The following is a 24,950-nucleotide window of genomic DNA, read 5'->3' as shown; positions in this document are numbered from 1 at the left end:
ATAAGCATTATTTTTTAGGCTTCAACGGCAATTGGACTTTAAAATCGACTCCTTGTGGAAGATAATTGGATACAGAAATCTGTCCATGATGCTGTTCGATTACCTGTTTTGCAATTGCCAAGCCAAGCCCGTATCCGCCAGTCTCTTTCGCCCGAGATTGATCTTCCCGATAAAATCGATCAAAAATCCTTGCTTGATCTTCTTCACTGATAGAAGGGCCAGTATTCTTTACGTGAATCAGCCATTCTTTATGGTTAACAGATGAATCCAAAATGATCTTATCTTCTGGATTCGTATATTTTAATGCATTATCCAGCAAAATAACCAAAACTTGATGGATTTTTTTTTCATCAATTGGTACTTCTAATGTTGCATCGTTATGGAGAATAAACTCTTTTCCATCTATGATGGCCATCTCTTGAAATGGTTTAACAAGTTGTTCGATATATTCTTGTGTATTGATCATTTGCTTTGAAAGCAGCTGCTGATCAGAATCATTCCGAGCGATTGTCAGCAAATCCGAAGTCAATCCAGTGAGGCGCCTCGTCTCTGACAATGCTTGAGCGATGCTTTCGGATTCTTCAATAATAGTATGATTAGGCTTGGTAAAAAGATGTTCCAAACTATTTTGAATAATCGTTAACGGTGTGCGCAATTCATGAGAAGCATTCTCAACAAATTCTTTTTGTCTTCTCCAAGAAAGAATAATAGGGCGCATGCTTAGACTAGACAAGTAATAACTGATACCAATAGAGAGAATCCAAAAAACAATCATACACAAAATCATAATCGTGCGAAAAGTCGCTAATGAATTCTTGATTTGATTTGTATTTTCTAAAATTTGGATGTAGGCAACGCCATCTTGATTCGTCTCCGCTTTTTTCGTAATCGAACGGAAAGAGAGGGCAGATGAGCCACTGTCTTCATTTAATTCAATATTTTGGATGGTATTCAGATTTTTCGTATCCATTTTTAATTCTTTGATTTGGTTGAAACGCCCACCAATAGCTGCTTTATTCAATATCTCACCATTTTTAGACCACAAGATCACTTGAGTGTTAAAACGGTCATTTGATGGTTCCATTAATGGCTGTTCCATGTTTGTTCTGTTTTGTTCCGTTTGAGTCGGGTTTAAAAAGGGATCGCCTTGCTGATATCTTTGTATCTCTAATTGTACTGTTCGAGAATCAAAATTTATTTTCTCTAATGACAGATCTGTTTCTCTGTATGCAGATTGGTTTAATATCTGTAAAGTAATGAATCCCAAAAGAAAAAAGATAAAAGCAAATGCTGCTACATTTGTCGCAAAAAAGCGACTACGTTGCTTTCGTGTAATATCTCCATTCATTGCATCACACCCTTTGCAGTATATAACCGACATTACGTAAGGTTTTGATTTCTTTATCCAATCCAGTACTTCGCAGATGTTTTCGTAAGTTGCTCATATAAACTTCAATAACTGTAATCGTCGTATCAGAATCAAATCCCCAGATCCGGTCAAATATCTGCTCTTTTGTCAAAATGATTCCCTTATTTTGTAAAAAATAAACGAGCAATTCAAACTCTTTTCCTTGTATGGGCAAAACTTGTTCTTTATACAAGACTTCATTGCTTTTTAAATCACAACTGATATCCTTATACTTCAGAACATTTTCATCAAAGAGACCTAGCGAGCGTTTCAATAATGCTTTCACGCGCATGATCAGTTCTTCTCGATAGAAAGGTTTTGTTAGATAATCATCTGCACCTCGTTCAAATCCTTCAATCTTATCTTCCAAACTATCTTTTGCAGTCAAAATCAATACTGGAGTCTGTATTTTTTCTTTCCGTATTTTTGCTAACACTTCATATCCATTCATTTCCGGCATCATCAAATCCAAGATTGCAAGATCATAAACTCCACTTTCCAACTCGAACAGTCCTTCACTACCATCATAAACTTGTGTTATCTCGCCGATTGCAGCGAGTATTTCTTTTATATTATTGGATAATACTTTATCGTCTTCTACTACTAATAGTTTAATCATTTTCCCACCTCATTGATTTGGTCACTTTAGTTTATCATGGAAAGCATAAATAAGGCTTAAATAAATTTTTTATGACTCATGTTAAGGTTTTATCGAAAGATGTCTTAGACAATTTATTGATAAGAAAAAAACAACACAAGTGACAAATTGTCACTTTAGAGTTACACTATTCAACAAGTGACATTTTGTCACTATCAATCTATCATAGGGAGGAAAAACAAATGTTTCTAGCTATCAAAGAAATTCGCTATTCTAAATTACGATATGGCTTGATCGTCGGTATTATGTTCTTGATTGCGTATGTCGTATTCATGTTGTCAGGACTAGCGAATGGACTTTCAGAAGAGTTTAAAAAAGCAATCGATGATTGGGACGCACAAGAGATTGTTTTGTCGGAGGATGCAAATCAAGTATTTGCAGCTTCACAATTAACAAGAGGAGATCTGAAATACATTGAAGGAGGAGAGAAAGCACCAATCGGATTGTACAGCGGAGCAATCAAAGGAAAAAACAAAGAAAATGTTACAGTTTTCGGCACAACGAAAGAAGCATTTTTATTACCAAAACTCACGAAAGGGCATGAATTTAAAACAAAGAATGAAATCATCATCTCTCAAAATCTGGCTGATTCAGGCTATAAAATTGGAGATACGATCAAAATTGGCAGTTACGACGATCCTTTGACGATTGTCGGTATCTTTCCTGAAACTTATTACACAGTTTCTCCCGTCATCTATGCGTCCCTAGATACGTGGACTGCTTTGAAGTATGGACAACAGCCGTTTGCTTCTGAAGAAGAACAGCCGATCAATGGGATCGTAATAAAGGATTCAGCTAAAATTTCGAAAGAAAAAGCATCGAAGGGTCTACAGTTATTAACTATTGGGACATTCATTGAAAGTATTCCTGGCTATTCTGCCCAAAATATGACCTTAAATGCGATGATATACTTTTTGTTCTTAGTGGTTGCTGCCGTGGTCGGTATTTTCATGTACGTGATGACACTTCAGAAGACTGCTATTTTTGGAGTAATGAAAGCACAAGGGATCAAAAATTTCTTCATCGCTAAATCTTTAGTAGCACAGTCCTTTATTGTTGGGGTGGTAGGCGTTCTGCTTGCTCTTTTGTTTGCTTATTTGACTAGTCTGATTTTACCAAGCGCGATGCCTTTTGCTGTTTTTTGGTCACAATGGTTGCTATATAGTGGGATTTTGATCATTGTCGCAATGCTAGGCGGATTGTTTTCGATACGTACGATAACCAAAGTAGACCCAATTACAGCAATAGGAGGTTAATAAAAATGAAAAAAATATTAACGATGAAAAAAGTTACCAAAACATTTGGTTCTGGTCATACAAAGGTCTCAGCTTTGAAAGCAATTGATTTTTATGTAAAGGAAGGAGAATTCGTCAGCATCATTGGTCCTTCTGGTTCAGGTAAAAGTACTTTCCTTACCATTTCAGGAGGATTGCAAACACCGACTTCCGGAGAAATAGTGATCAACGGTCACTCACTAACTGAGCTTCCAGAAAAAAAACGAGCAGATTTACGCTTTAAAGAAATAGGATTTATTCTCCAAAGCTCTAATTTGATTCCTTTTTTAACGGTAAAGGAACAATTTGAACTAGTTGACCAAGTTACTTCAAAAAAAGAAGATTCAACAAAAATCGATTCCTTGCTGCAATCTTTAGATATCCAGTCACTTAAAAATAGTTATCCTAAAGACCTTTCTGGTGGAGAAAGACAGAGAGTGGCAATTGCTCGCGCTTTATATAATGAGCCAAACTTGATCTTAGCAGACGAACCAACAGCTAGTTTGGATACAGATCATGCATATGAAGTCGTCAAATTACTAGTTAAAGAAGCTCATGAGAAACAAAAAGCGACTATTATGGTTACTCATGATGTCCGTATGATTCAATGGAGTGATCGCGTTTATCGAATGGAAGATGGGTACTTGACAGAAGAAGAGAAAAAGAAGGAATGAATCCTTCATGACAATGAAGGGCTATCCACGTATAATCAGAGATAAAGGAGAGATGTGGATGCCAAAAGAAACTTTTTTCAATTTATCGAACGCAAAGAAACAGAGAATCGATGACCTATTACTGGAGATATTTTGCTCACAGCACATCAGCCAAGTCAAAGTCTCAGAAATCGTTGACAAGATGGGGATGTCGCGCGGTGCTTTTTATAAATATTTTCAAGATTTGGAAGATGCTTATTTGTATACGATCAAAAGCAGTTCTCACATAGTCCATCAAGATATCTTAAAATTCATTAGCGAAAACAAACAACATTTCTTTTTGGGGATCGAAAAATATTTAGAGTGGTGCTGCGACTTAGATCACGAAAGTATCTATTGGCAAAGGTTATACTTGTTAACCCAGCGAAATGATCAGCAGACAACCAAACGTAGAGAACTATCGGCTGATTCTCCAATGAACGAAAAATGGCTGGAATTATTAAGAATCAATCATTTCTCCATTCAATCGTCGGAAGAAGCAGTTAGTTTCCTATACTTTTCCATGACCCTCGTAATGAACACTTTGACGGATCTCATTGCAAATAATTGGACAAAAGAAGAGTTGTTAAAAGACTTTCGCTATAAATCTCGTTGGATTGCTGAAGGAATACAATAAAAAGAAACAGCTATGTGTATTTGTCCTGAAATTTTTATCAGGGTGGTTTATACATAGCTGTTTTTTGATTATTCATAACTCGAATAAGCGGATGAGTTCTTCTTCATTTGCGAATGACACACTATCATCAATCAATATATGAGGAACATGGGCATTCAAAATGGGTTGATTCGTAACGATCAGATCATACTCGAGAAGATTGTATTTCGACAGCTGATCTTCAGTAATAGCAGTTGTCTCAGAGTGAATTTTATGCACAGCAAGAATATCACTGATATATTCTTCAATATATTGACTATGTCGAAGACTTAAGTCGCTGATAATCAGTATTTTTTTATCAGAAGTATAATGGTGAATTTCAGGATTACCGATAAGCATCCAAAAGATATAGCTAGATAAATAATAAATCAGATTCTGATTCAGTAGAGTGGAATAAAATTGAAGTTCTGCACGAAATCCAGCATATAGACGTATCTGGCGGTGTTGCATCTGCTGTGCAAAGTAAGTTGCACGGATCGTCAAATGAGTCGTATCGTATGGGAAAATACGGGAGAAAAAATAAATTTGCGTTAATAATTGAACAACATATTCTTCGTTTTTTTCTTTGCAATCAGCGGATGAAAACGAACAGTAGGACATATTTTTTCGTATCTGCTCACTGATTTCATTTTTTTCTTTCTCCGAAAATTCTGAAAAAATCGTATTGACAAAATAGTTCACTACTTTTATATAGCTGCTGTACTTCAATTTTCCTAAGAGATTTTTCAAGATTAAGAAGTCTTTTTTATCGATATTTATCAACTGTACATAAGAGTCTCCAGCTTTCCATTCAAATGGAGTTCCTTGGGATTCTCTCATGAGATGCACAACAAAATACATAATAAAGAAAGATTGCTCATATGGGCTTTCTTCCTGAAACAAATTCATCTGACAATTATTCTTGACCATAATTTCTTTGATCTTCTTTTTTTCGATTGGAAATGGCAACGTGCGTCTTCCGTAGTAACTTAAAAAGAAAAAGGTAACAAAGATACGCAACTGGAGCTCACTTTTAAGGCTAGTTAACTGAAAACCTTGGTCAACGATCACTTTTAATAAATAGCTTTCTAAAATTTGATTGCATTGTTTCAACTTACGTGTAAAAGAAGACCGGCTGATGGAAATTTTTTCACAATAATACTCAATCGTTTTACCCGGATTGACAATAATCTCATTTAATAAACGACTGTTTGTAGAACTTTGCGACATTTCCATCAGAACATTTAAATAAGCTGGTACATTCAAATGTTCAAGACGATACCCCAATTTTTGTGAAGATTGAATCGTTACATCCGTTCCCCAGCGGATTTTGATCTCTTCGATATACCTTACAAATGTAGATTCTGAACTACCAATTCGTTTGGCAAGTTCTTTTTTAGTCATCCACTTGTCAGAAATGGACAGAATTCGAATGATTTTTTCCATCTTTCTATAGTTTAATTCCAACAACCTGATCATATGTTTTTCTCCCTCAACCCTTTTCTTTCAATGAAACGCTCATTAATCGAAGGAATCAACTTCATAAATGAAACCAATTGGTATGAAAATTGGTGTGATTCCCTTTAGCGCCCTTCGTATAATAATTATCATATTAAAATAAATAAAATTATGTAACGCCTGTTTATTTTAATAATTTTCACTATTCACGTCAAAACAGAAAAAAAGAAAAAGGAGGGGAAAAATGACGACCACAGGGAAGAAACTGAAAGTTATTTTCATGCTGATAATATTGAGTTTATCAAACTTTGTGCCATTATCTGCAATAGCAGACACTACAGATGATCCAACAGTTTTAGAAACAATTTCAGCTGAAGTCATTTCGGATCAGTCTGGAAAAAAAGCACTGAACATCAAGCTAAATGCGAATAACACCAGTGCTGAAAAGATAGAAAAAGAAATTGGTCTAGTCGAAAATTACTTAAGTGATGTGGAAAGAAAAGAAGGAGATGGCTATGCTTATCAGGTAAATAGCGGGAAAATTACGTTGGAAATCTCATCAAACACTAAACAAACTATCGATCTGAGTTTTCCAATCGATCCAGCACTTTACCACAGCCAGGCAAACAAGCTGATCGTCGATAATAAAGAATATGACATTATTGATGAGACAGAAAATAAGAAAGATACAGATGTGTCAGTACCAAAGCCAGACGAAATAGAAGAAGAATCATCAAAAGAAAACGAAAATTCTGTCAGCCCATTTACATTGCCTACATTATCCTTGCCAGCTGTGAGTGTGCCATCTAATCAAACGATTCCTACAGAATATACAACAGATGATCAGGGCACTTATCCTAAAGCCAGTTGGCAACCTACAGGAAATACAAATGTTCTTGATCATCAAGGCAATAAAAACGGAACAAATCAATGGGATGGTATAAATTCTTGGAATGGAGATCCTAATGATCGGACCCATTCGTATATCGAATATGGAGGAACCGGTAATCAAGCAGACTATGCGATACGAAAGTATGCAAAGGAAACAAGTACACCCGGATTGTTTGATGTTTATTTGAATGCTCGTGGAAATGTACAAAAAGATATCACGCCTCTTGATCTCGTATTGGTCGTAGACTGGTCAGGAAGTATGAACGACAATAATCGGATCGGTGAAGTAAAGATTGGTGTCGATCGTTTTGTCGATACTTTAGCAGATAGCGGTATCACAGACAAAATCAATATGGGATATGTCGGCTACTCAAGCGAAGGATATAGCTACAGTAACGGTGCAGTACAGATGGGTTCATTTGATTCAGTGAAAAATCAAGTAAAATCCATTACACCTTCACGGACAAATGGTGGTACTTTTACACAAAAAGCACTAAGAGATGCAGGAAGCATGCTATCCGTTCCAAATGGACATAAAAAAGTGATCGTTTTGCTGACGGATGGTGTACCAACATTTTCCTATAAAGTACAGCGGGTACACGCACAATCAAGCAGCAATTATTACGGAACTCAGTTTTCTAATACGCAAGATCGGCCGGGAAATACTTCTCTAATCTCAAGAATCTATGATGCACCTGACCAAAACAATCTATCCAGAAGAATCGACAGTACGTTTATCGCAACCATCGGAGAAGCGATGGCACTCAAAGAACGAGGAATCGAAATACATGGTCTTGGCATCCAACTTCAAAGCGATCCGGCAGCTGGTCTCTCAAAAGCAGAAGTAGAGTCTCGTATGCGACAAATGGTTTCATCAGATGAAAAAGGCGATCTTTACTATGAATCAGCTGATCATGCAACAGATATCTCTGAATACCTAGCCAAAAAAGCTGTACAGATCTCAGCAACTGTAAGCAATGGACAAATAAATGATCCAATCGCAGAACCATTCATTTATCAGCCTGGTACACTTTCAGTCAAGAGTGTGGGGACAAGTCCTACAACGGTCACTCCATCTATTTCCATAGAAGGAAATACCATCAAGAGCAATCAGATCTATTTAGGAAAAGACCAAGAAATCCAAATCCATTACCAAGTGAGAATCCAAACAGAAAATGAGGACTTCCATCCAAATTTCTGGTATCAAATGAACGGCAGGACAACTTTCCAGCCAAACATTGATACCAATGAATTAGCTGAATTCGGTATACCATCTGCTAAAGCTCCCGGAGTCAGTCTTCACATCAAAAAGTTATGGGAAGAATTTGACAACAATCTAGCTGATCGTCCAGATCAAGTTACTTTTGAGATTCAACGGGAACATACGACAAATGCTGCAGCTTGGAAAAACGGATATATTCGAATCATTAAACCAGCTAAAGATACAACAAATACGTGGGAACGTGCAGACATTGACAAATTATCTGCAAATAGCGGAGAAAGTTATCAAGAGATATTATCACTACCTCAATACAATAATCAAGGTCAAGCATTCAGTTACCAAACAATCAAAGAATTACCTGTACCAGGATACGATTCTCAACAAATAGATGCAATGACATGGAAAAATACTAAACAATTCACACCGTTAAACTTGAAAATAACGAAAAATTCCTCTACAGGTGAAAAGGATCTTATTGGCGCTGTTTTCAAATTAACAGGAGATTCTATTGATACTTTACTAACAGATCATGGCGACGGAACCTATTCTCTTCCAGAAAATGTCAAATTGCAAAAAGAAATGACCTATACGCTGACAGAAACAAAAGCTCCAGAAGGGCATGGATTAAGCAAAAAGACTACTTGGGAAATCAAGATCGCTTCTGATGGTACGGTAACCATTGATGGAAAAACAGTCACTACTTCCGATGATACGATCCAGTTGACTATTGAAAATCCTTTTGTTGAAGTTCCTGTAGCAGTACGTAAGTATGCGATGCAAGGGACGGACAAAGAGATAAATCTTAAAGGAGCAGCATTTTCCCTACAGAAAAAAGAAGCAAATGGTACTTATCAGCCAATTGACAGCCAAACAACGAATGAAAAAGGTCTTGCCAGTTTTGATTCACTCACACCTGGTAAATATCGAGTCGTTGAAACAGCTGGTCCTGCCGGATATGATACTTCGCCGGGAAATTATGAATTCCAAATCGATAAATATGGAAAAATCATTTACACGGGAAAAAATACCGAGATGACAAATAATGTATGGACGCTCACTCATCAAAATCGACTAAAAGCGTTTGATCTAACGGTACACAAAAAAGAAGACAACGGACAGACATTAAAAGGAGCAAAATTCAGACTGCAGGGACCAGAAATGGACTTAGAATCGCCAAAAGATGGACAAGAAACAGATACCTTTCTATTCGAAAATTTAAAACCTGGAACTTATACGCTGACCGAAACTTTTACACCAGAAGGATACCAAGGTCTAAAAGAGCCAGTTACTATAGTTATACACGAAGATGGGTCAATTCAAGTGGATGGACAAGATCATGAATCTGTTCTGTCACCAGGAGCCAAAAACAACCAGATTTCTTTAGACATCACGAATCAGGCAAAAGTACCATTACCTGAAACGGGAGGAATTGGCCGTTTAGGAATCTATCTAGTAGGGATGATTGGTTGTGCGTTTTCTATTTGGTATCTTTTTTTGAAAAAAGAAAGAGGGGGCAGCTAAATATGAAAAAACTTGGTTGGCTTAGTATGTGTCTCTTCTTGTTACTATTTAAACCAGCTTTTACTCAGGTAGCAACAGAAACAGAAACAGAAATGGTTCAGATTACTTTACACAAATTGCTTTTCCCAAACGGGCAACTGCCGAAAAATCATCCAAATGACGGACAAGAAAAAGCTTTATTACAAACGTATCGAGGATTAAATGGTGTCACATTCCAAGTTTATGATGTCACAGATTCTTTTTACCATCTACGGGAAAAGGGCAAAACGGTAGAAGAAGCACAAGCAGAGATCGCAAAAAACGGTGCGTCTTCCGGTATGTTTACCGCAGAAGCAACAACTACAACTCTTAACAACGAAGATGGTATCGCTTCTTTTTCTCTGGCCGCTAAAGATCAAGAAAAAAGAGATAAAGCGTATCTTTTCATTGAATCCAAAGTACCAGAAGTCGTCAAAGAAAAGGCAGAGAATATGGTAGTTGTTCTTCCTGTACATGGACAAAACAATCAAAAACTTTCAACTATCCATTTGTATCCTAAAAATGAAGAAAACGACTACCCTGATCCACCTTTTGAGAAGGTATTAGAAGAGCCTAGAAATGATTTTACGATTGGTGAAAAAATCACTTATTCCTTGCATACGACAATTCCTGTAAATATCCTTGACTATCAAAAGTTCGAATTGTCAGATAGTGCGGATGAAGCATTAACGTTTTTACCTAATAGTTTAACGATTTCATCGAATGGAGAAAAGCTGACAGAAGGCTTTGTCATACACAAGAAACCTCACGGATTTGATGTTTTATTTTCGATCCCTTCGTTGGAAAAATATGCTGGAAAAAAACTGACCATTTCTTATCAGATGCAGCTAAGCAGTACAGCACAGGCGAACAAGGAAATCAACAACAACGGAACACTGGATTTTGGTTTTGGTGTCAGTACAAAGAAAGTCTCTGTATATACAGGGAGTAAGCAATTTGTCAAAATCGAGACAAATAAACCAGATAAACGATTAGCTGGCGCAGTATTCCTTATTAAAAACAAAGCAGGAAATTACCTCCAGCAAACAGCCAACGGATACAAGTGGACAAAGAACGAATCAGATGCGCTTCACCTGATTTCCGATAAAAATGGCGCTTTTTCAATTTCCGGGTTGAAAACAGGAAGTTATCGATTAAAAGAGATCGAAGCACCTTCTGGTTATATTTTAAGTGAAACAGAAATTCCGTTTACCATTTCAACTTTTCTTTCTGAGGATAAAGAGGCGGACAGTATATTGAAAGTAGTCAATAAAAAAGAAAATAGCCGTCCATTTCTTCCAAAAACAAACGAAACGAAAAATACACTTTTAGGCGTTGTTGGTATGGTATTCGCAAGCTTTGCAATCTGGTTGTTTATCAAAAAAAGAACAGGAGTGAAAAAATGAAAAATCATAAAAAAATAAACGTTATGTTAGGAGTCCTTTTCCTTATTTTACCATTACTCACAAACAGCTTCGGCGCAAAAAAAGTGTTTGCAGAGGAGACAGCAGCTCAAGTCATCCTTCATAAAAAGAAAATGACTGATTTACCCGATCCTTTAATCCAAAACAGCGGGAAAGAAATGAGCGAATTCGATCAATACCAAGGATTAGCCGATATTTCATTTTCAGTTTATAACGTCACTCAAGAATTTTATGCGCAACGAGATAAAGGAGCGTCCGTGGATGCAGCAAAACAAGCAGTCCAGTCTTTGACTCCTGGTACACCAGTTGCTTCAGGAACGACAGATGCTGATGGAAATGTCACTTTATCTTTACCTAAAAAACAAAATGGGAAAGATGCAGTCTACACGATCAAAGAAGAACCAAAAGACGGAGTGTCAGCTGCCGCAAACATGGTTTTAGCTTTCCCTGTATATGAGATGATCAAACAAGCAGATGGCTCTTATAAATACGGGACAGAAGAACTAGATACTATCCATCTCTACCCTAAAAATACAGTCGGTAATGATGGAACGTTGAAAGTTACAAAAATCGGTACTGCCGAAAACGAAGCACTAAATGGAGCAGAATTTATTATTTCTAAAGAAGAAGGAACACCAAGCGTCAAAAAATACATCCAAAGTGTCACAGATGGATTGTACACTTGGACAACTGATCAAACCAAAGCCAAACATTTCATTACTGGTCATTCTTATGACATCGGCAACAATGACTTTGCCGAGGCATCTATTGAAAAAGGCCAGTTGATCGTTAATCATTTAGAAGTTGGAAAATATAATTTAGAAGAAGTAAAAGCTCCTGATAATGCGGAAATGATTGAAAAGCAAACAATCACGCCTTTTGAGATCCTGGCAAATAGCCAAACACCAGTAGAAAAGACCATCAAAAATGATACGTCTAAAGTTGATAAAACAACACCTCAATTGAATGGAAAAGATGTCGCAATCGGTGAAAAAATTCAATATGAGATTTCTGTCAATATCCCATTAGGTATCGCTGATAAAGAAGGAACGCAAAACAAGTACACAACATTCAAACTTATCGATACTCATGACGCTGCTTTAACATTTGATAATGATTCTTCAGGAACGTATGCTTATGCCTTATATGATGGAAATAAAGAAATCGACCCAGTAAATTATTCTGTCACTGAGCAAACAGACGGATTCACGGTTTCAGTTGATCCGAATTATATTCCTTCATTAACTCCTGGCGGTACATTGAAATTCGTTTACTATATGCATTTGAACGAAAAAGCAGATCCAACCAAAGGATTTTCTAACCAAGCAAATGTCGATAACGGGCATACAAATGATCAAACACCACCGTCAGTCGATGTCGTTACTGGGGGCAAACGATTTGTTAAAGTAGATGGTGACGTTACATCAGACCAAACACTTGCTGGAGCAGAATTCGTCGTTCGTGATCAAGATAGTGACACAGCGAAATATTTATCGATCGACCCATCCACAAAAGCCGTCAGCTGGGTATCGGCGAAAGAATCAGCAACGGTTTTTACAACCACAAGTAACGGTTTAATCGATGTGACAGGTCTAAAATATGGCACGTACTATCTGGAAGAAACGAAAGCGCCAGAAAAATATGTTCCATTAACAAACCGTGTAGCATTTACTATCGATGAACAATCTTATGTAACAGCAGGACAGTTGATTTCTCCTGAAAAAATACCAAATAAACACAAAGGTACACTTCCTTCAACAGGCGGTAAGGGAATCTATGTGTATATCGGTGCAGGAGTAGTCCTTCTACTGATTGCTGGACTGTACTTTGCTAGACGCAAGCACAGTCAGATTTAGTCTTTTTGCAAGAATTGGAAAAAGGAGCAGCGGATTACGCAAATGCTCCTTTTTCTTTTATTATCAAACAGTCATCACAAGGAGAACACAAATGAAACCAAAGAAAAGGAAACTTCTAGATCTGCTGATGCTTTTCTTGCTTCTCTCAGGAATAGGGATACTAGCTTATCCATTTGTTAGCGACGCGCTGAATAATTATCTGGATCAGCAGATCATCTCTCATTATCAGCAACAAGCGGTCAAAGAAAATGAAGAAGTCATGGCTAAAATCCAAGAAAACATGACAAAGAAAAACCAGCAATTAGCAAAAGAAGGTGGAAATCCAGGTGCAGATCCCTTTACTAAGAAAAAAGAACCTGCGAAAAAGGATAGAACCTATTTTGAGAAACATACGATCGGTATTTTGACGATCCCTGAGATCAATGTCCATTTGCCAATTTTTGATGAAACGAATACTGTGCTGCTAGAAAAAGGTGCCTCATTATTGGAAGGAACGTCTTATCCTACGGGGGGAGAAAATACACATGCCGTTATTTCCAGCCATCGAGGACTGCCTCAAGCAAAGTTGTTCACAGACTTACCGAAACTGACTTTAGGTGATTCTTTCTATATCGAAATCAATGGACGGACACTCGCTTATCAAGTCGATCAGATCAAGACGGTAGAACCGACTGATACAAAAGATCTGAGAATCGAAAAAGGGCAGGATTTCGTGACACTCCTAACTTGTACACCTTATATGGTCAACAGTCATCGCTTACTTGTCAGAGGGCACCGGGTTCCTTATCATGCAAAAGAAGTTCAAAAAGAAGTACAGAAAGTATCCGAGAACAAACGATTTTTCCTGTATGGATTGTTAGCTGCATGTATACTGATTTTCCTCCTTCTTATATATCTTTTTCGTCAATCGTTCAAAATAAGAAACAGAAGTTAGCTATTCCTCATTTCTATAATATATCTATTCGAATCGTTCCGTAAACAAACAGGCTGAGGTTTGAAAAAGAAAACTTCAGCCTGTTTTTATGATGATATCAAAGAGAGCCTATCAAACACTATCTTTCTTATTACTAAATGAGGATCTTTTCTTAAGTTTTCCGATATTCTTTAAGAAGGCCTTTTTGCATCAATTCTTGTTTGTTTTTCAAGTTGCGGATATTCTCTTCAAAATTTTGAGAATATATCACTGAGAATAACGTATTTAATACGTAATCGAAGGCAATTTGAGAGGAGAAAGTCGCTACTTTAGCAAAATCATATTCCTCCTGCGATATAACAAGACACATATCAGCCTGTTTGGCCATTTCTGAATGCTGATTTCCGGTAATCAGCAAGGTAGGGGCCTCTACATGCTTCAAATAGGTCATTATTCGTTCATAATGATGGATGCGACCGCTGTAGCTAATAAAAATGGCGCAATCCTCGCTAGTCAAATTGGCTGCATTCCAAGAAGAATCACTGTATTCTTCAGCCATGATCAAAAACTTATTCAACTTGACCATTTTATTCTGGAATTTCCTTGCCGTGATTTGAGAATCACCTTTTGCAAAAAGAAAGATTCGCTGTGCCTTGTTCAATACTTTACCGATTTGATCTAAATCTTCATGTTCAATCTGCAATTGTGCTTTTTTTATTGACTGGATCGATAAATCCGCCATTTTCTTTGCAATTTGCTGAGTGCTATCTTCACTTGAAAAAGGAAAATTAGGATCAATCGTTTGATTGAACTGAGCAATCAATTGATGAACTTCCCGCCCCAGCTCGAAACGGAATTCTTTAAATCCGCTGAATCCCATTTTTTTGCATAAACGAATGATAGCTGAATGGGAAGTATACGTAGCTTTTGCTAATTCTTCAATCGTCATGTAGACTGCAGCTTCGATATTCCTACGGATGTAATCGACAATCCGTTTCTCTGTCGTGGTAAACAACTCTTGTTTTGTTAGTTTTTCTTCAATAAGCATGATCTGACCTCCAAATTCTATCTTACTGATAAACACTTGGTTCCGCTACTATCTTTTTGATTTTTATCCTTACTTTGAACATTAATTTCACCAAACCGAATGATAACAAGTGTTTTTCTGAACTTTTTTACCAGAATAGCTATTATAAATACTTTCTGCGCTTTTCTAGGATATACTGAAAACATCAATAAAAGGAGGCACCACTCATGCTTACAATCGCTTATCTTGGCAATGGAAAGAGTACAAATCGCTATCATTTGCCTTTTTCAAGAAAACTTACGAACAAAATCAATATCAAAAAAATTTTTTCCCCATCTGAACCAGTGTGGAAAACATTCGAAGACATCGAATATACTGATCAGCTGTCTGATCTTTGGGATGATCCTGAGATCCAATTAGTTGTCATCACTACACCTAGTCAATTTCATTATGAATATGGAAAAATGGCACTCGAACATGGTAAGAATGTACTAGTAGAGAAACCTTTTGCAGAAACGTCAAAGGAAGCAGAAGAGTTATTTGCATTAGCAAAAGAAAAAGGTCTATTTATCCAATGTTACCAAAACAGACGGTTCGATTCTGACTTCTTGACAGTCCAAAAAGTAATCGAAAGCGGAAAATTAGGGGATATTTTAGAAGTAGAAATGCATTATGATTATTTCAGACCGGAAGTACCAGAAAATACGCATGAATTTTCTACTGCGAACAGCTATTTATATGGACATGCTTGTCATACAGTAGATCAAGTTCTTTCTTATTTCGGCGAACCAGATGATATCAGCTATGATGTACGTCAACTTTTAGGGAAAGGACGAATGAATGATTACTTCGATCTGGATTTTTTCTATGGAAATATGAAAATTTCGATAAAATCCAGTTATTTCCGCATCAAAGAACGTCCAAGTTTCGTCGTTTACGGAAAAAAAGGGATGTTCGTGAAACAAACAAAAGATCGACAAGAAGAACATCTGAAAATGTTTTACATGCCTGATCATGAAGACTTTGGTATCGATTTGCCCGAACATTATGGTGTATTGACCTATATAGATGAACAAGGGAGTTATCATGAAGAAAAAGTAATTTCCGAGGTTGGTGATTACAGCCGTGTCTACGAAGGGATTTACGAGACATTAGTTAATGGCGCAGAAAAAGTCATCAAAGATGAAGAAACAATCTTACAAATGAAAATTTTGGAAGAAGGAATCAAAAGCATTCAAGAATCAGAAGGAAAAATATGACATATTTGTAAGAATCGGGTTTGTTTTTTGACGCATAAACTGTCTTATTGTACGATGAAAAAGTATAGAACTACTAGGAGGAACCAACATGACAAATTATGACGGTGAAAAACACAAACGATTAAGAGGTTCAATGGCCCCTAAAACAGAAGAAGAAGTGGCTTTAGCAGGAACTAATTCTGGTGAAACAGAAGACAAAGAAGAATCATTAGCTGGCACAAACTCTGGTGAAACAGAAAATAAAGAAACAGCTTTATCTGGTTCAAATTCTGTAGAAGAGGAAACAAAGCCTAATGAGCCCAATCACTTTGAAAAAGATATCGAAAAAGCGGTTGAAGATGTCAAAGAAAAATTTGAAGAACTGACCTCAAAAAATAAACATGATCATCATTGATCGGACGAAATCAATTCATAAAAGCAGGAGACATTTGGTCACCTGCTTTTTTTCTGTATCCATTCGATAGAAATCGTTCGGTACAGTCGTAAAAAAAATCCAACTGTAAGTTGTACCAAACACCCCTCGATTTAAAAGCGCTACCATACTAGAATATAAGTAGGAGGTGAACAGCGCTGTGAACTACAAAATTAGTTATCTCCTGAAAACACCAAGAGAAATCAGTCTAGAAAAAGCAGCAGAGATCATCGAAGTAAATACAAGCGAGGCGATCAAACAATTAACTCCTTTTGCCGAATATGTGGATGATACCCGTATCCGTATAAAGAAATTCCGAGCAATCGACTGGGCAGAAAAATTTTTGGATATTACTCGATTTGAAGCTGTGTATACCGAACAAGAGCGAAGAGATCTTCTTTATTTGATGGTTTATTCGACTGCAACGTCTGTTTCTGTTTTTCATTTTCAAGATTTTCTTCAGGTTTCTAAAGGGACAGTCCTGTCAGATATCAAAAAGATAAGAAATGAATTAGAAGTGGAAGATTGTCAGCTGTCGTATACTAGGAAAACTGGTTTTAGGCTGCTAGGGTCAGAAGCAATATTAAGAAGAGAAGCAAAAAATCGCACTGCTCGTTTGATGCAGTCACTTGCTGGAAGATTTGGGCTCACGTATTTAACCGCAACCCTTTCCATTGATTATTACGCCAAAGTTAGAGATTTGCTAGATAAAACGATTTCACTATCAGATCTTCGATTCGCACCAAATCGAATGGATGAATTAGCTTATTATTTGAGTTTGACAACCATTCGAATTGGAAAAACATCCATGGAACTGGTAAAAGATGCTGAACTGTTGGCTTCTCTTGCAGTCACTGACATTAGTCGACAAGTATTGACTGGCCTTGGCTATTCCGAACATCAAAATTCGGAGATTATATTTTTCTCTCTTTGCTTAGCATCGATCGTTGAAGGAGATGTCCAGGAGCCTGCACTTGATTTTTTGCTGGAATGTTCTTCAGAAGTCATCCATCGCATGGAATTCCTGATGGCCGTAGAATTTGCTTCGTTTCGTGAATTATTGATGAATGTCTTTTATCACTTGGTCCCTGCCTATTTTCGTATTTCCTATTCTTTTTATTTACCTAATGTGATGATCGATCAAATTAAGCATCAATATGCTTCCATCTACGAAATGACAAGAAAAGCATTACTTCCGTTAGAAAGACGAATAGGGAAGAGCATCCCTGAAGAAGAGATTGGTTTTTTCACTATACTATTTGGCGGAGAGATCAGAAAAGCGGACGCAGAAGAAAGAAATAGAAAAATAAGAGCCGTGATCGTCTGTCCAAGTGGCATTAGCTCTTCATTGATCTTAAAAAGTGAACTTCAGCAATTATTCCCGATGATCTTTTTTACAGAGACTAATTCAGCTGACCGCTTACACGAGGTTGACGAAACTTCTTACGATATTATTTTTTCTACTGTACCTCTCACACTTACTGATAAGAAAAAGTCTCTCTATGTTCTGCATCCAATCATGACTGACTTGGAAAAAAATCAGCTGATCAATCAAGTACAAAGAGATTGGCTGATACCAGGATTTTCAATGCCTTCTGCCCAAGAATTGTTGTCGGCGCTACTGCCTTATATCGAATTAAAAGAAGGCGTAGACGAAGAAAAGCTCTATCAAGTATTAAATCGTAAAATGAACAAACTTTTAGAAAAGAAGGAGGATCAACGTCCTATGCTATCTGAATTATTAACAGAAGAAATGATCCAATTATCGGATCAACCAAAAAACTGGCAAGAAGCAATCACATTTGCCGCACAGCCGCTATTATCAGAAAATAAAATAGAAGAAAGTTATATCAAAGCTATGATCGAGCGCGTGGAGCAGTATGGTGCGTTTATCCATATTGGCGATCACATCGCATTACCTCATGCTCGTCCAGAAGATGGCGTAAACGAAGTAGGGATGTCTTTGCTGAAACTTCAACAACCTGTGGATCTGCTTGATAATCCAGCCCATCCCATTAGTTTGTTCATCTGTTTAGCTGCTATCGATAATGAGGCACATCTTCGGGCTTTGGCAAATTTAACAAAGCTACTTTCTAATAAACAAAATCTTCAAGATTTATTACACGCATCAACAAAAGAAGAAATATTAGCGATCATAAGAAAAGGAGACGAATGATATGAAAATTTTTGCAGTATGTCAAAGTGGATTAGGAACAAGTTTTATGGTAGAGATGAACATCAAACAAGCACTTGCAGATCTTGGAGCAGATGTGGACGAGTTTGAAGTAAGTCATACGGATGTTGGAAGTGTATCTAGCGATATGGCTGATTATTTCTTCATTGAGCATTCTTTGAAAGATACGCTAACTTCTATACCTGATGAAAAGCTCGTACCTTTGCAATCGATCATTGACAGCGAAGAAGCGCCGATTGTAAAATTAAGCTAGACAACTAAAAAAGTCATTTGTGCTACACTCAAAATAGTTCCGTCGAAAGAATTATAAGGAGTGAGTGCAAATGACCTATACCCATCTTACACCAACTGAACTCGTAATGATAGAAGCTTATTTCAATCAATCACACTCTGTTTCAAAAGTAGCCCATCTGGTACAACGTTCTCGACAAACCATTTATAATGTCTATCGTTTTCTTAAATCTGGTGGAAGCGCAATAAGCTACTATGAACAATATAAGAAAAACAAACGTAACTGCGGAAGACGTCCGATTGTGTTACCAGATGGGCAACAAGAATACATTCAAAAAAAGGTGGCTCAAGGGTGGACTCCAGATGTCCTTATTGGTCGAGCAGAGTTTCCTATTGCTTGTTCGGTACGTACACTATATCGGATGTTTAAAGATAAAACCTTTGACCCTCACGATTTACCAATGAAAGGGAAAAGAAAACCAAACGGACATAAAGAAAAAAGAGGAAAACAAGCTTTTCGCCGTTCGATTCAGGATAGAACAACTGATTATATACAGTTCAATCATGAGTTTGGTCACCTAGAAGGTGACACCATTGTCGGTGGAAAACATAAAAGTGCGGTGATCACGTTAGTTGAGCGATTATCTAAAGTGATCATCACCTTGAAACCCGCTGGTAGGCAAGCTATAGATATTGAGAATAGACTGAATCAATGGTTTCAATCTGTACCGAAACACTTGTTTAAATCCATCACATTTGATTGTGGAAAAGAGTTCTCGAATTGGAAAAAGATTAGTAATACCAATGATATTTCGATTTATTTCGCTGATCCAGGAACACCTTCTCAACGAGGACTAAATGAACATTCGAATGGCTTATTACGTAAAGATGGCTTATATAAAGCTATGGATTTTAATAAGGTATCCGAAACCTTTATCCAATCGGTGGCATCAAAACGAAATCATATTCCTAGAAAATCATTACACTATCGCACACCATTGGAAGTATTTTTGAGTTACGTAGGTAAAGATGATTTGTCTAGCTTAATTTGACAAACGAAAAAGTAAAAGAAAAAGTAACGAAGATCTTGTCAAAAGAATAAAAATGATTCAAGGGAGGAACTATCAATGGATAAATTGTTGAATTTGTTTGTGTCAATCGTCAGTCAGCCCTCCATCCTCGTTTCTTTGATTGCACTGCTTGGTCTCGTTCTTCAGAAGAAGAAATTTTCAGAAGTGATCCAAGGAACTATCAAAACATTTGTCGGATTCCTAGTACTGATCGGCGGTGCTGGTTTAATCAGTAATTCACTAACCCCTTTTGCTTCGATGTTCCAAACAGCTCTGCATACTCAAGGAGTAGTTCCTAGCAATGAAGCAGTAGTGGCGATTGCTTTGCAACAATACGGTACACCTACTGCTTTGATCATGCTAGTAGGGATGATCGTGAATATTTTACTTGCTAGATTCACAAGATATAAATTCATTTTTCTTACAGGTCAAGCAATGCTTTATGTTTCTTGTCTAACAGCAGTCATTTTAGTAAGCGCGGGGTTTACTGCAAATTTGTGGATGATCTTATTAGGCGGGGTCTTCGAAGGAACACTATTAACTATTACGCCTGCTCTTTGTCAACCGTTTATGAAGAACATCACTGGAAACAATCAAGTTGCGTTAGGGCATACCGGAAATATCGGTTATGCTTCTAGTGGATGGATCGGAAAGTTTTTTGGAAACAAAGACCGTTCTACAGAGGACATAAAGATTCCTAAAAGTTTCAGCTTTTTGCGAGATTCTACTGTATCGATCATGCTCTTGATGTCGATCGTATATGTCGCACTTGCTTTGTTAGCTGGTCCTGGATTTGTTGAAAGAGAACTAAGCAATGGAGACAACGCTGTAATCTTTGCACTGATCCAAGCTGGAACATTCACAGCTGGGTTTGTTATCGTCCTTCAAGGGGTTCGAATGGTGTTGGCAGAAATCGTTCCAGCATTCCAAGGGATTGCTAAAAAACTCGTACCCGATTCTAAACCAGCATTAGATGTTCCTATCGTTTTTCCATATGCACCTAATGCTGTATTAATTGGCTTTTTTGTTAGCTTCTTTGTAGGAACACTATCCATGTTTGCTATGATAGGCTTGCAAACTACAGTTATCATTCCTGGGGTAGTAGGACATTTCTTCTGCGGAGCTGCTTCTGGTGTCTTCGGCAACTCGACTGGCGGTAGAAGAGGGGCGGTATTAGGTTCTGCTTTCAATAGCTTATTGATTAGTTGGCTGCCATTATTTATCCTTCCAGTATTAGGAGATCTTAAAATCGCTTCTTCTACATTTGCCGATACTGATTATCTAGTACCAGGACTTGTACTTGGGAAACTAGGAGAATACGGTCAAATAGCCTTGACAGTTGGAATCATCGCTTTCTTTTTACTTGTCGTATTATCTAGCTTTCTTTTTGCCGGAAAAAGAACAAACATTGTTTCTAAAGAACAGAATTAAGCAAACTTCAAAATAAAAATTGCTTGGACAATATCAGAAGAAGATTTAAAGTCTTCTGATATGTCGCAAGCAGTTTTTTGTTTTATGCATTTATTTTTGAATAGCTTGTTAAGACAAGTGGCTGTTTTGCTAGAAGAGGATAACTTTTACCATTCATTTTCACTGTTCCGCCTGTTCTATCAGAAGTAATCACGATCTTATCTTTTGTTTTTTCAAGCGAAATCTTTCCATCTTTGATAGGTAGCGTACAATTCAGTGTTTCAAATGAATCTAGATTAGGTTGTATCATAAATTCTTCATAACCTGGCTTTGTTGGATACAAACCGATAAAATAGCGTCCTAAAAGATAGATTGGGCTTGCTCCCCATGCATGGCATAAGCTTTTTCCATAAGGATCTCCATACATACTGTACTTTTCATTTCCTGTTTGAGTAGGGTCGTATTCTTCCCAGAAAGTTACCGCATCATGAGATAACATCCCTCCCCAATAATCAAGAATCGTTTGGTAGACGATATTCGTCTGTCCGAGTTTGCATAAAGCATCTTGTTCATAGAATTTGAAATATGGAGTAGTAATCTGTGTGATAGTGTCATTCAATAAGACATTCTTTAAGATCGATTGCTGTTGGTCTTTGTTAGCAAAATCGAATAAAACAGCGAAAATATTCGCATGACGCGTCACATTTCTTCTCCCAGATTCATAGCAATCGATAAAAGCGCCAAGTTCTTCATCCCAAAAGTAGTCAAATAGGTTTTGTTTCAATAGTTGATATTTTTCTTGATAGAGATGAGTATGATAATTTTCGTTCTCTCCATATGTTTCAGCTAAGATATCTCCGCAAGTGATCATGGAATGATAGGCTTTCAGTAATAAGACTTGTTCTGCAGCAAGCGTTCCTTCTTTATCCATTTCAGACCAATCAATAAATATCCAATCTTTTGCTCTCCCATAAATAAACCCTAATTCATTCGTTTGCTCCATCAAGTATCTCATTAATGATTGCATCTTAGGGTAGACGATGCGTAAAAATTCATAGTCTTTCGTCATCATATAGTGGTTTTCGATACCAATCAACCACAAGATCGAATAGTCAACGATAGTATTCATATGCTGCTTGATTTCATTTTGTCCTCTTAATGCTAATATCGTTCGTTTATTGATTTCCTCGTCAAAAAAAAGATATTGATTGATCATGAATGATTGATACGCATCTCCAGACCAAATCCAGCGATCTCGTTTGATACCGTCGATAAAAAACAAATCACTACATAACTTGAAGGCTTCTTCTGATACTGACCAGATCTGATTCAGTAAAGAAGAATCGCTTGAAAAAGCAGCTTGTTTCGAAAGAGATAAAAATTCATGAAAAACTTGAAGTTGAACCATTCCAGTAGAAACCTCTGGTATAAACAAATAGCGAAAAGCGCGTTTACGAGCTTTCATTTTTCTTGTCATTCCTATTTGCTTATAGTAGCAATAATCGATATCCATAGCTTCTACATCGGACTCTCCATAACATAGAGTGATAGATTCGATATGGTCATCCAGAGATATTAGTTCTACACAGCCATTCACTGCTCGCCCAAAATCGAATAAGATTCCTCCGCCAATCTCCGTTTCAGTGACTGGATGGACGCATTCTTTTTGATAATAGATTTGATTTGGATCTTTTGCGATATCGACATAAAGCGGACTCCAGCCAGCTGGATATTCTTCAATAAAATTACTTGCTGTCCAGCCAATATCTGATTTTACTTCGTCTCCCTCGATAAACATCGCTGGTAGCCCTGATGTATGTCCTACAAAGATACGAATTTTTGCTTTACCAGCTGGACAAGTCAGCCATTTTCCACATGGATGTTTTTGTCCATTAATTTCTACATACCCAACTCCTTGGATCGTCACTTTAAACATGGAAGGTTGATCAAGAAAGTAATATCTCTTAAACTTGACGTTCCGATGGCAATCATCCATGTACCAGTACGCTGGCCAGTCAAAACCTCGTTCTTCCCGTTGGAAATTTTGTAGCAGTCCATGGCGGATCTCAAAGTCTCCAGGATACCAAAGCCATCTATCTTTATGTTTTTCATTTGTCATTTTACACGACCTCCATCAAATTTATTTTGTTGTCAATTGTTCTTTTATTTCTTCATCTACTCTTATCACTGTCTTTCTATTCGTCCTGTGTACTACTAGAAGGCTAATAAGCGCGCTAATCAACAGCAAGATACTGCCATTGACGAAAACAGCAAGTGTTTTACTCCCAAGAGAAGCAAAAGAGAGAAAGAGCAAACCATATGGTGCAATGAAAGTACCTAAATTAGCGCCAACCAATAAGATTGAAGTATTGAAACTCTCCGCGTACTTGGGCGCTTGGATACTTACTTGGTTGAATAAGTAAGGAATGAATAACGAAAAAGAAATTCCTGTTAGGATCGCACCAAACCCAATCACATACAGGTTTATCACAGTGGCAATCAATACAAAGCCGATTCCCATCAGTAGTAAAGAAAGTGTAAGCATATAGCGATGTGCTTTTGTCTGAAGCCAGCCAAAACAAACTCCGGCAGCCATACTTGCCAATTGCATGATTGTTAAGATATTCGCTGCATTAGTTTCGTTTCCTAGAGAATAAGTCGTCAGGACTGTGGCTAATTTAATCGATACAGCATTATATACCACGATGACCAGCAAGAGAAAAATACCATAACTAATCATTTTAGGATTCGTTTTGATTACTTGTCTTGTTGGGGCTGTGCCATGCGATTGAAGTTCAGTTGTTTCAGGTGTAGGAACAAACAAAACAAACAAGACAAGAATAGGTAAGCTGATGGCGTAGACTAAAAAGGTATATTGCCAACCGAACTGTACTAGCTGTCCTGCAACAAATGTCATTAAAGCTGCACCAAATCCTTGAAATGCACTTTGAAAACCAATCATAGAGGCTCGTTCATCTCCGTGATAAAAGGCAGCAATCATGCTGACTGCCAAAGAATTGATCAATCCAAAGCCAATACCTAGTCCAGCTCTTGAAGCTAAGACAATACTGTAACTTTGTGAGAAGAGGGGGAGGATACCACAAATCGATGCAATCACTAATCCGATGATCACAGTTTGTTTTTGTCCGATTTTCCTAGCAATAAAACTACTAATCAAAACAAAAATAGTGACCATAAAAGAGGGAGCAGTCGTTAATAATTCAACAGCAGATAAAGAACGCGTGGCATAAGTAGCTGACATACTGGGAATTGCAGACGTGACTGCACCAGCAGAAGTCAAAATAAGAGAGACTGACAGCAGAGAAAATTTCATCATCTTTTTATTCATAAGCATGT

At 37.3% G+C, this 24,950-nt stretch carries 19 protein-coding genes; 13 read left to right on the top strand and 6 right to left on the bottom strand.

All coding sequences use genetic code 11. The features are described from left to right. Positions 1–7 precede the first annotated feature (7 nt). Both ACIFUW_RS06770 and ACIFUW_RS06765 read right to left on the bottom strand, forming a co-directional pair. Complete coding sequence (locus ACIFUW_RS06770) at positions 8–1,348, bottom strand: sensor histidine kinase (RefSeq protein WP_002286064.1); 1,341 nt, start codon at positions 1,346–1,348, stop codon at positions 8–10. Between the two features lie 4 nt (positions 1,349–1,352). After that, positions 1,353–2,027 (bottom strand): response regulator transcription factor, encoded by a 675-nt coding sequence (locus ACIFUW_RS06765; RefSeq protein ID WP_002286063.1) that lies wholly within the window; start codon positions 2,025–2,027, stop codon positions 1,353–1,355. A 221-nt stretch (positions 2,028–2,248) separates the two neighbouring features. Here ACIFUW_RS06765 and ACIFUW_RS06760 point away from each other — a divergent pair, with 221 nt between their 5' ends. The 3 genes from ACIFUW_RS06760 to ACIFUW_RS06750 are packed head-to-tail and all read left to right on the top strand — an operon-like array spanning position 2,249 to position 4,669. Continuing rightward, positions 2,249–3,322: an ABC transporter permease gene (locus ACIFUW_RS06760; protein WP_002286061.1), complete on the top strand. Its 1,074-nt coding sequence runs from the start codon at positions 2,249–2,251 to the stop codon at positions 3,320–3,322. Between the two features lie 5 nt (positions 3,323–3,327). Further along, positions 3,328–4,014 (top strand): ABC transporter ATP-binding protein, encoded by a 687-nt coding sequence (locus tag ACIFUW_RS06755; protein ID WP_139911587.1) that lies wholly within the window; start codon positions 3,328–3,330, stop codon positions 4,012–4,014. 7 nt (positions 4,015–4,021) lie between these two features. Beyond that, a complete protein-coding gene (locus ACIFUW_RS06750) occupies positions 4,022–4,669 on the top strand; it encodes a TetR/AcrR family transcriptional regulator (protein ID WP_002286057.1) in 648 nt (215 codons plus the stop codon). 72 nt (positions 4,670–4,741) lie between these two features. Here the strand turns inward: ACIFUW_RS06750 and ACIFUW_RS06745 are convergent, their stop codons facing one another. Beyond that, positions 4,742–6,133 carry a helix-turn-helix domain-containing protein gene (locus tag ACIFUW_RS06745; RefSeq protein WP_002286056.1) on the bottom strand — a complete coding sequence of 464 codons (1,392 nt, stop codon included), beginning with the start codon at positions 6,131–6,133 and terminating at the stop codon, positions 4,742–4,744. Positions 6,134–6,389: 256 nt separating this feature from the next. Here ACIFUW_RS06745 and ACIFUW_RS06740 point away from each other — a divergent pair, with 256 nt between their 5' ends. The 4 genes from ACIFUW_RS06740 (at position 6,390) to ACIFUW_RS06725 (ending at position 14,011) form a co-directional block, all read left to right on the top strand. Continuing rightward, positions 6,390–9,779 carry a SpaA isopeptide-forming pilin-related protein gene (locus ACIFUW_RS06740; protein WP_002286055.1) on the top strand — a complete coding sequence of 1,130 codons (3,390 nt, stop codon included), beginning with the start codon at positions 6,390–6,392 and terminating at the stop codon, positions 9,777–9,779. A gap of 2 nt (positions 9,780–9,781) precedes the next feature. After that, entirely contained in the window at positions 9,782–11,203 is a 1,422-nt protein-coding gene (locus ACIFUW_RS06735) for a SpaH/EbpB family LPXTG-anchored major pilin (RefSeq protein WP_002286054.1), read from the top strand. Continuing rightward, positions 11,200–13,077, top strand: coding sequence for a SpaH/EbpB family LPXTG-anchored major pilin (locus ACIFUW_RS06730; RefSeq protein WP_002286053.1), 1,878 nt, complete (start codon positions 11,200–11,202; stop codon positions 13,075–13,077). The genes ACIFUW_RS06735 and ACIFUW_RS06730 overlap by 4 nt, the downstream gene beginning before the upstream one ends. 91 nt (positions 13,078–13,168) lie before the next feature. Beyond that, positions 13,169–14,011, top strand: a complete 843-nt coding sequence (locus tag ACIFUW_RS06725; RefSeq protein ID WP_002286052.1) for a class C sortase — start codon at positions 13,169–13,171, stop codon at positions 14,009–14,011. A gap of 151 nt (positions 14,012–14,162) precedes the next feature. Here ACIFUW_RS06725 and ACIFUW_RS06720 read toward each other — a convergent pair whose 3' ends face one another. Continuing rightward, positions 14,163–15,038, bottom strand: a complete 876-nt coding sequence (locus ACIFUW_RS06720) for a MurR/RpiR family transcriptional regulator (RefSeq protein ID WP_002286051.1) — start codon at positions 15,036–15,038, stop codon at positions 14,163–14,165. A gap of 206 nt (positions 15,039–15,244) precedes the next feature. On the opposite strand from ACIFUW_RS06720, the gene ACIFUW_RS06715 reads away from it, so the two are divergent. The 6 genes from ACIFUW_RS06715 to ACIFUW_RS06690 all read left to right on the top strand — a co-directional run bounded on the left by ACIFUW_RS06715 (position 15,245) and on the right by ACIFUW_RS06690 (position 21,614). Beyond that, on the top strand, positions 15,245–16,276 hold the full coding sequence (locus ACIFUW_RS06715) for a Gfo/Idh/MocA family oxidoreductase (protein ID WP_002286050.1): 1,032 nt from the start codon (positions 15,245–15,247) through the stop codon (positions 16,274–16,276). A gap of 88 nt (positions 16,277–16,364) precedes the next feature. Next, complete coding sequence (locus tag ACIFUW_RS06710) at positions 16,365–16,670, top strand: hypothetical protein (protein ID WP_002286049.1); 306 nt, start codon at positions 16,365–16,367, stop codon at positions 16,668–16,670. A gap of 178 nt (positions 16,671–16,848) precedes the next feature. After that, a complete protein-coding gene (locus ACIFUW_RS06705; RefSeq protein WP_002286048.1) occupies positions 16,849–18,864 on the top strand; it encodes a BglG family transcription antiterminator in 2,016 nt (671 codons plus the stop codon). Between the two features lies 1 nt (position 18,865). Then, positions 18,866–19,135, top strand: a complete 270-nt coding sequence (locus ACIFUW_RS06700; RefSeq protein ID WP_182482940.1) for a PTS sugar transporter subunit IIB — start codon at positions 18,866–18,868, stop codon at positions 19,133–19,135. Between the two features lie 70 nt (positions 19,136–19,205). Next, on the top strand, positions 19,206–20,165 hold the full coding sequence (locus tag ACIFUW_RS06695) for an IS30 family transposase (RefSeq protein ID WP_002305939.1): 960 nt from the start codon (positions 19,206–19,208) through the stop codon (positions 20,163–20,165). Between the two features lie 75 nt (positions 20,166–20,240). Further along, the gene (locus ACIFUW_RS06690) at positions 20,241–21,614 is read left to right on the top strand and encodes a PTS ascorbate transporter subunit IIC (protein WP_002286041.1); all 1,374 of its coding nucleotides are present in this window, start codon (positions 20,241–20,243) and stop codon (positions 21,612–21,614) included. 82 nt (positions 21,615–21,696) lie between these two features. Here the strand turns inward: ACIFUW_RS06690 and ACIFUW_RS06685 are convergent, their stop codons facing one another. Both ACIFUW_RS06685 and ACIFUW_RS06680 read right to left on the bottom strand, forming a co-directional pair. Then, the gene (locus tag ACIFUW_RS06685; RefSeq protein WP_002296707.1) at positions 21,697–23,712 is read right to left on the bottom strand and encodes an alpha-L-rhamnosidase-related protein; all 2,016 of its coding nucleotides are present in this window, start codon (positions 23,710–23,712) and stop codon (positions 21,697–21,699) included. A 21-nt stretch (positions 23,713–23,733) separates the two neighbouring features. Then, a complete protein-coding gene (locus ACIFUW_RS06680) occupies positions 23,734–24,948 on the bottom strand; it encodes an MFS transporter (RefSeq protein ID WP_002320890.1) in 1,215 nt (404 codons plus the stop codon). Between the last annotated feature and the right edge of the window lie 2 nt (positions 24,949–24,950).

The organism is Enterococcus sp. PLH-Efm8, assembly GCF_053011625.1.
Note: the sequence above shows the minus strand (reverse complement) of the source record. Positions and strands in the feature narration are given on the sequence as shown.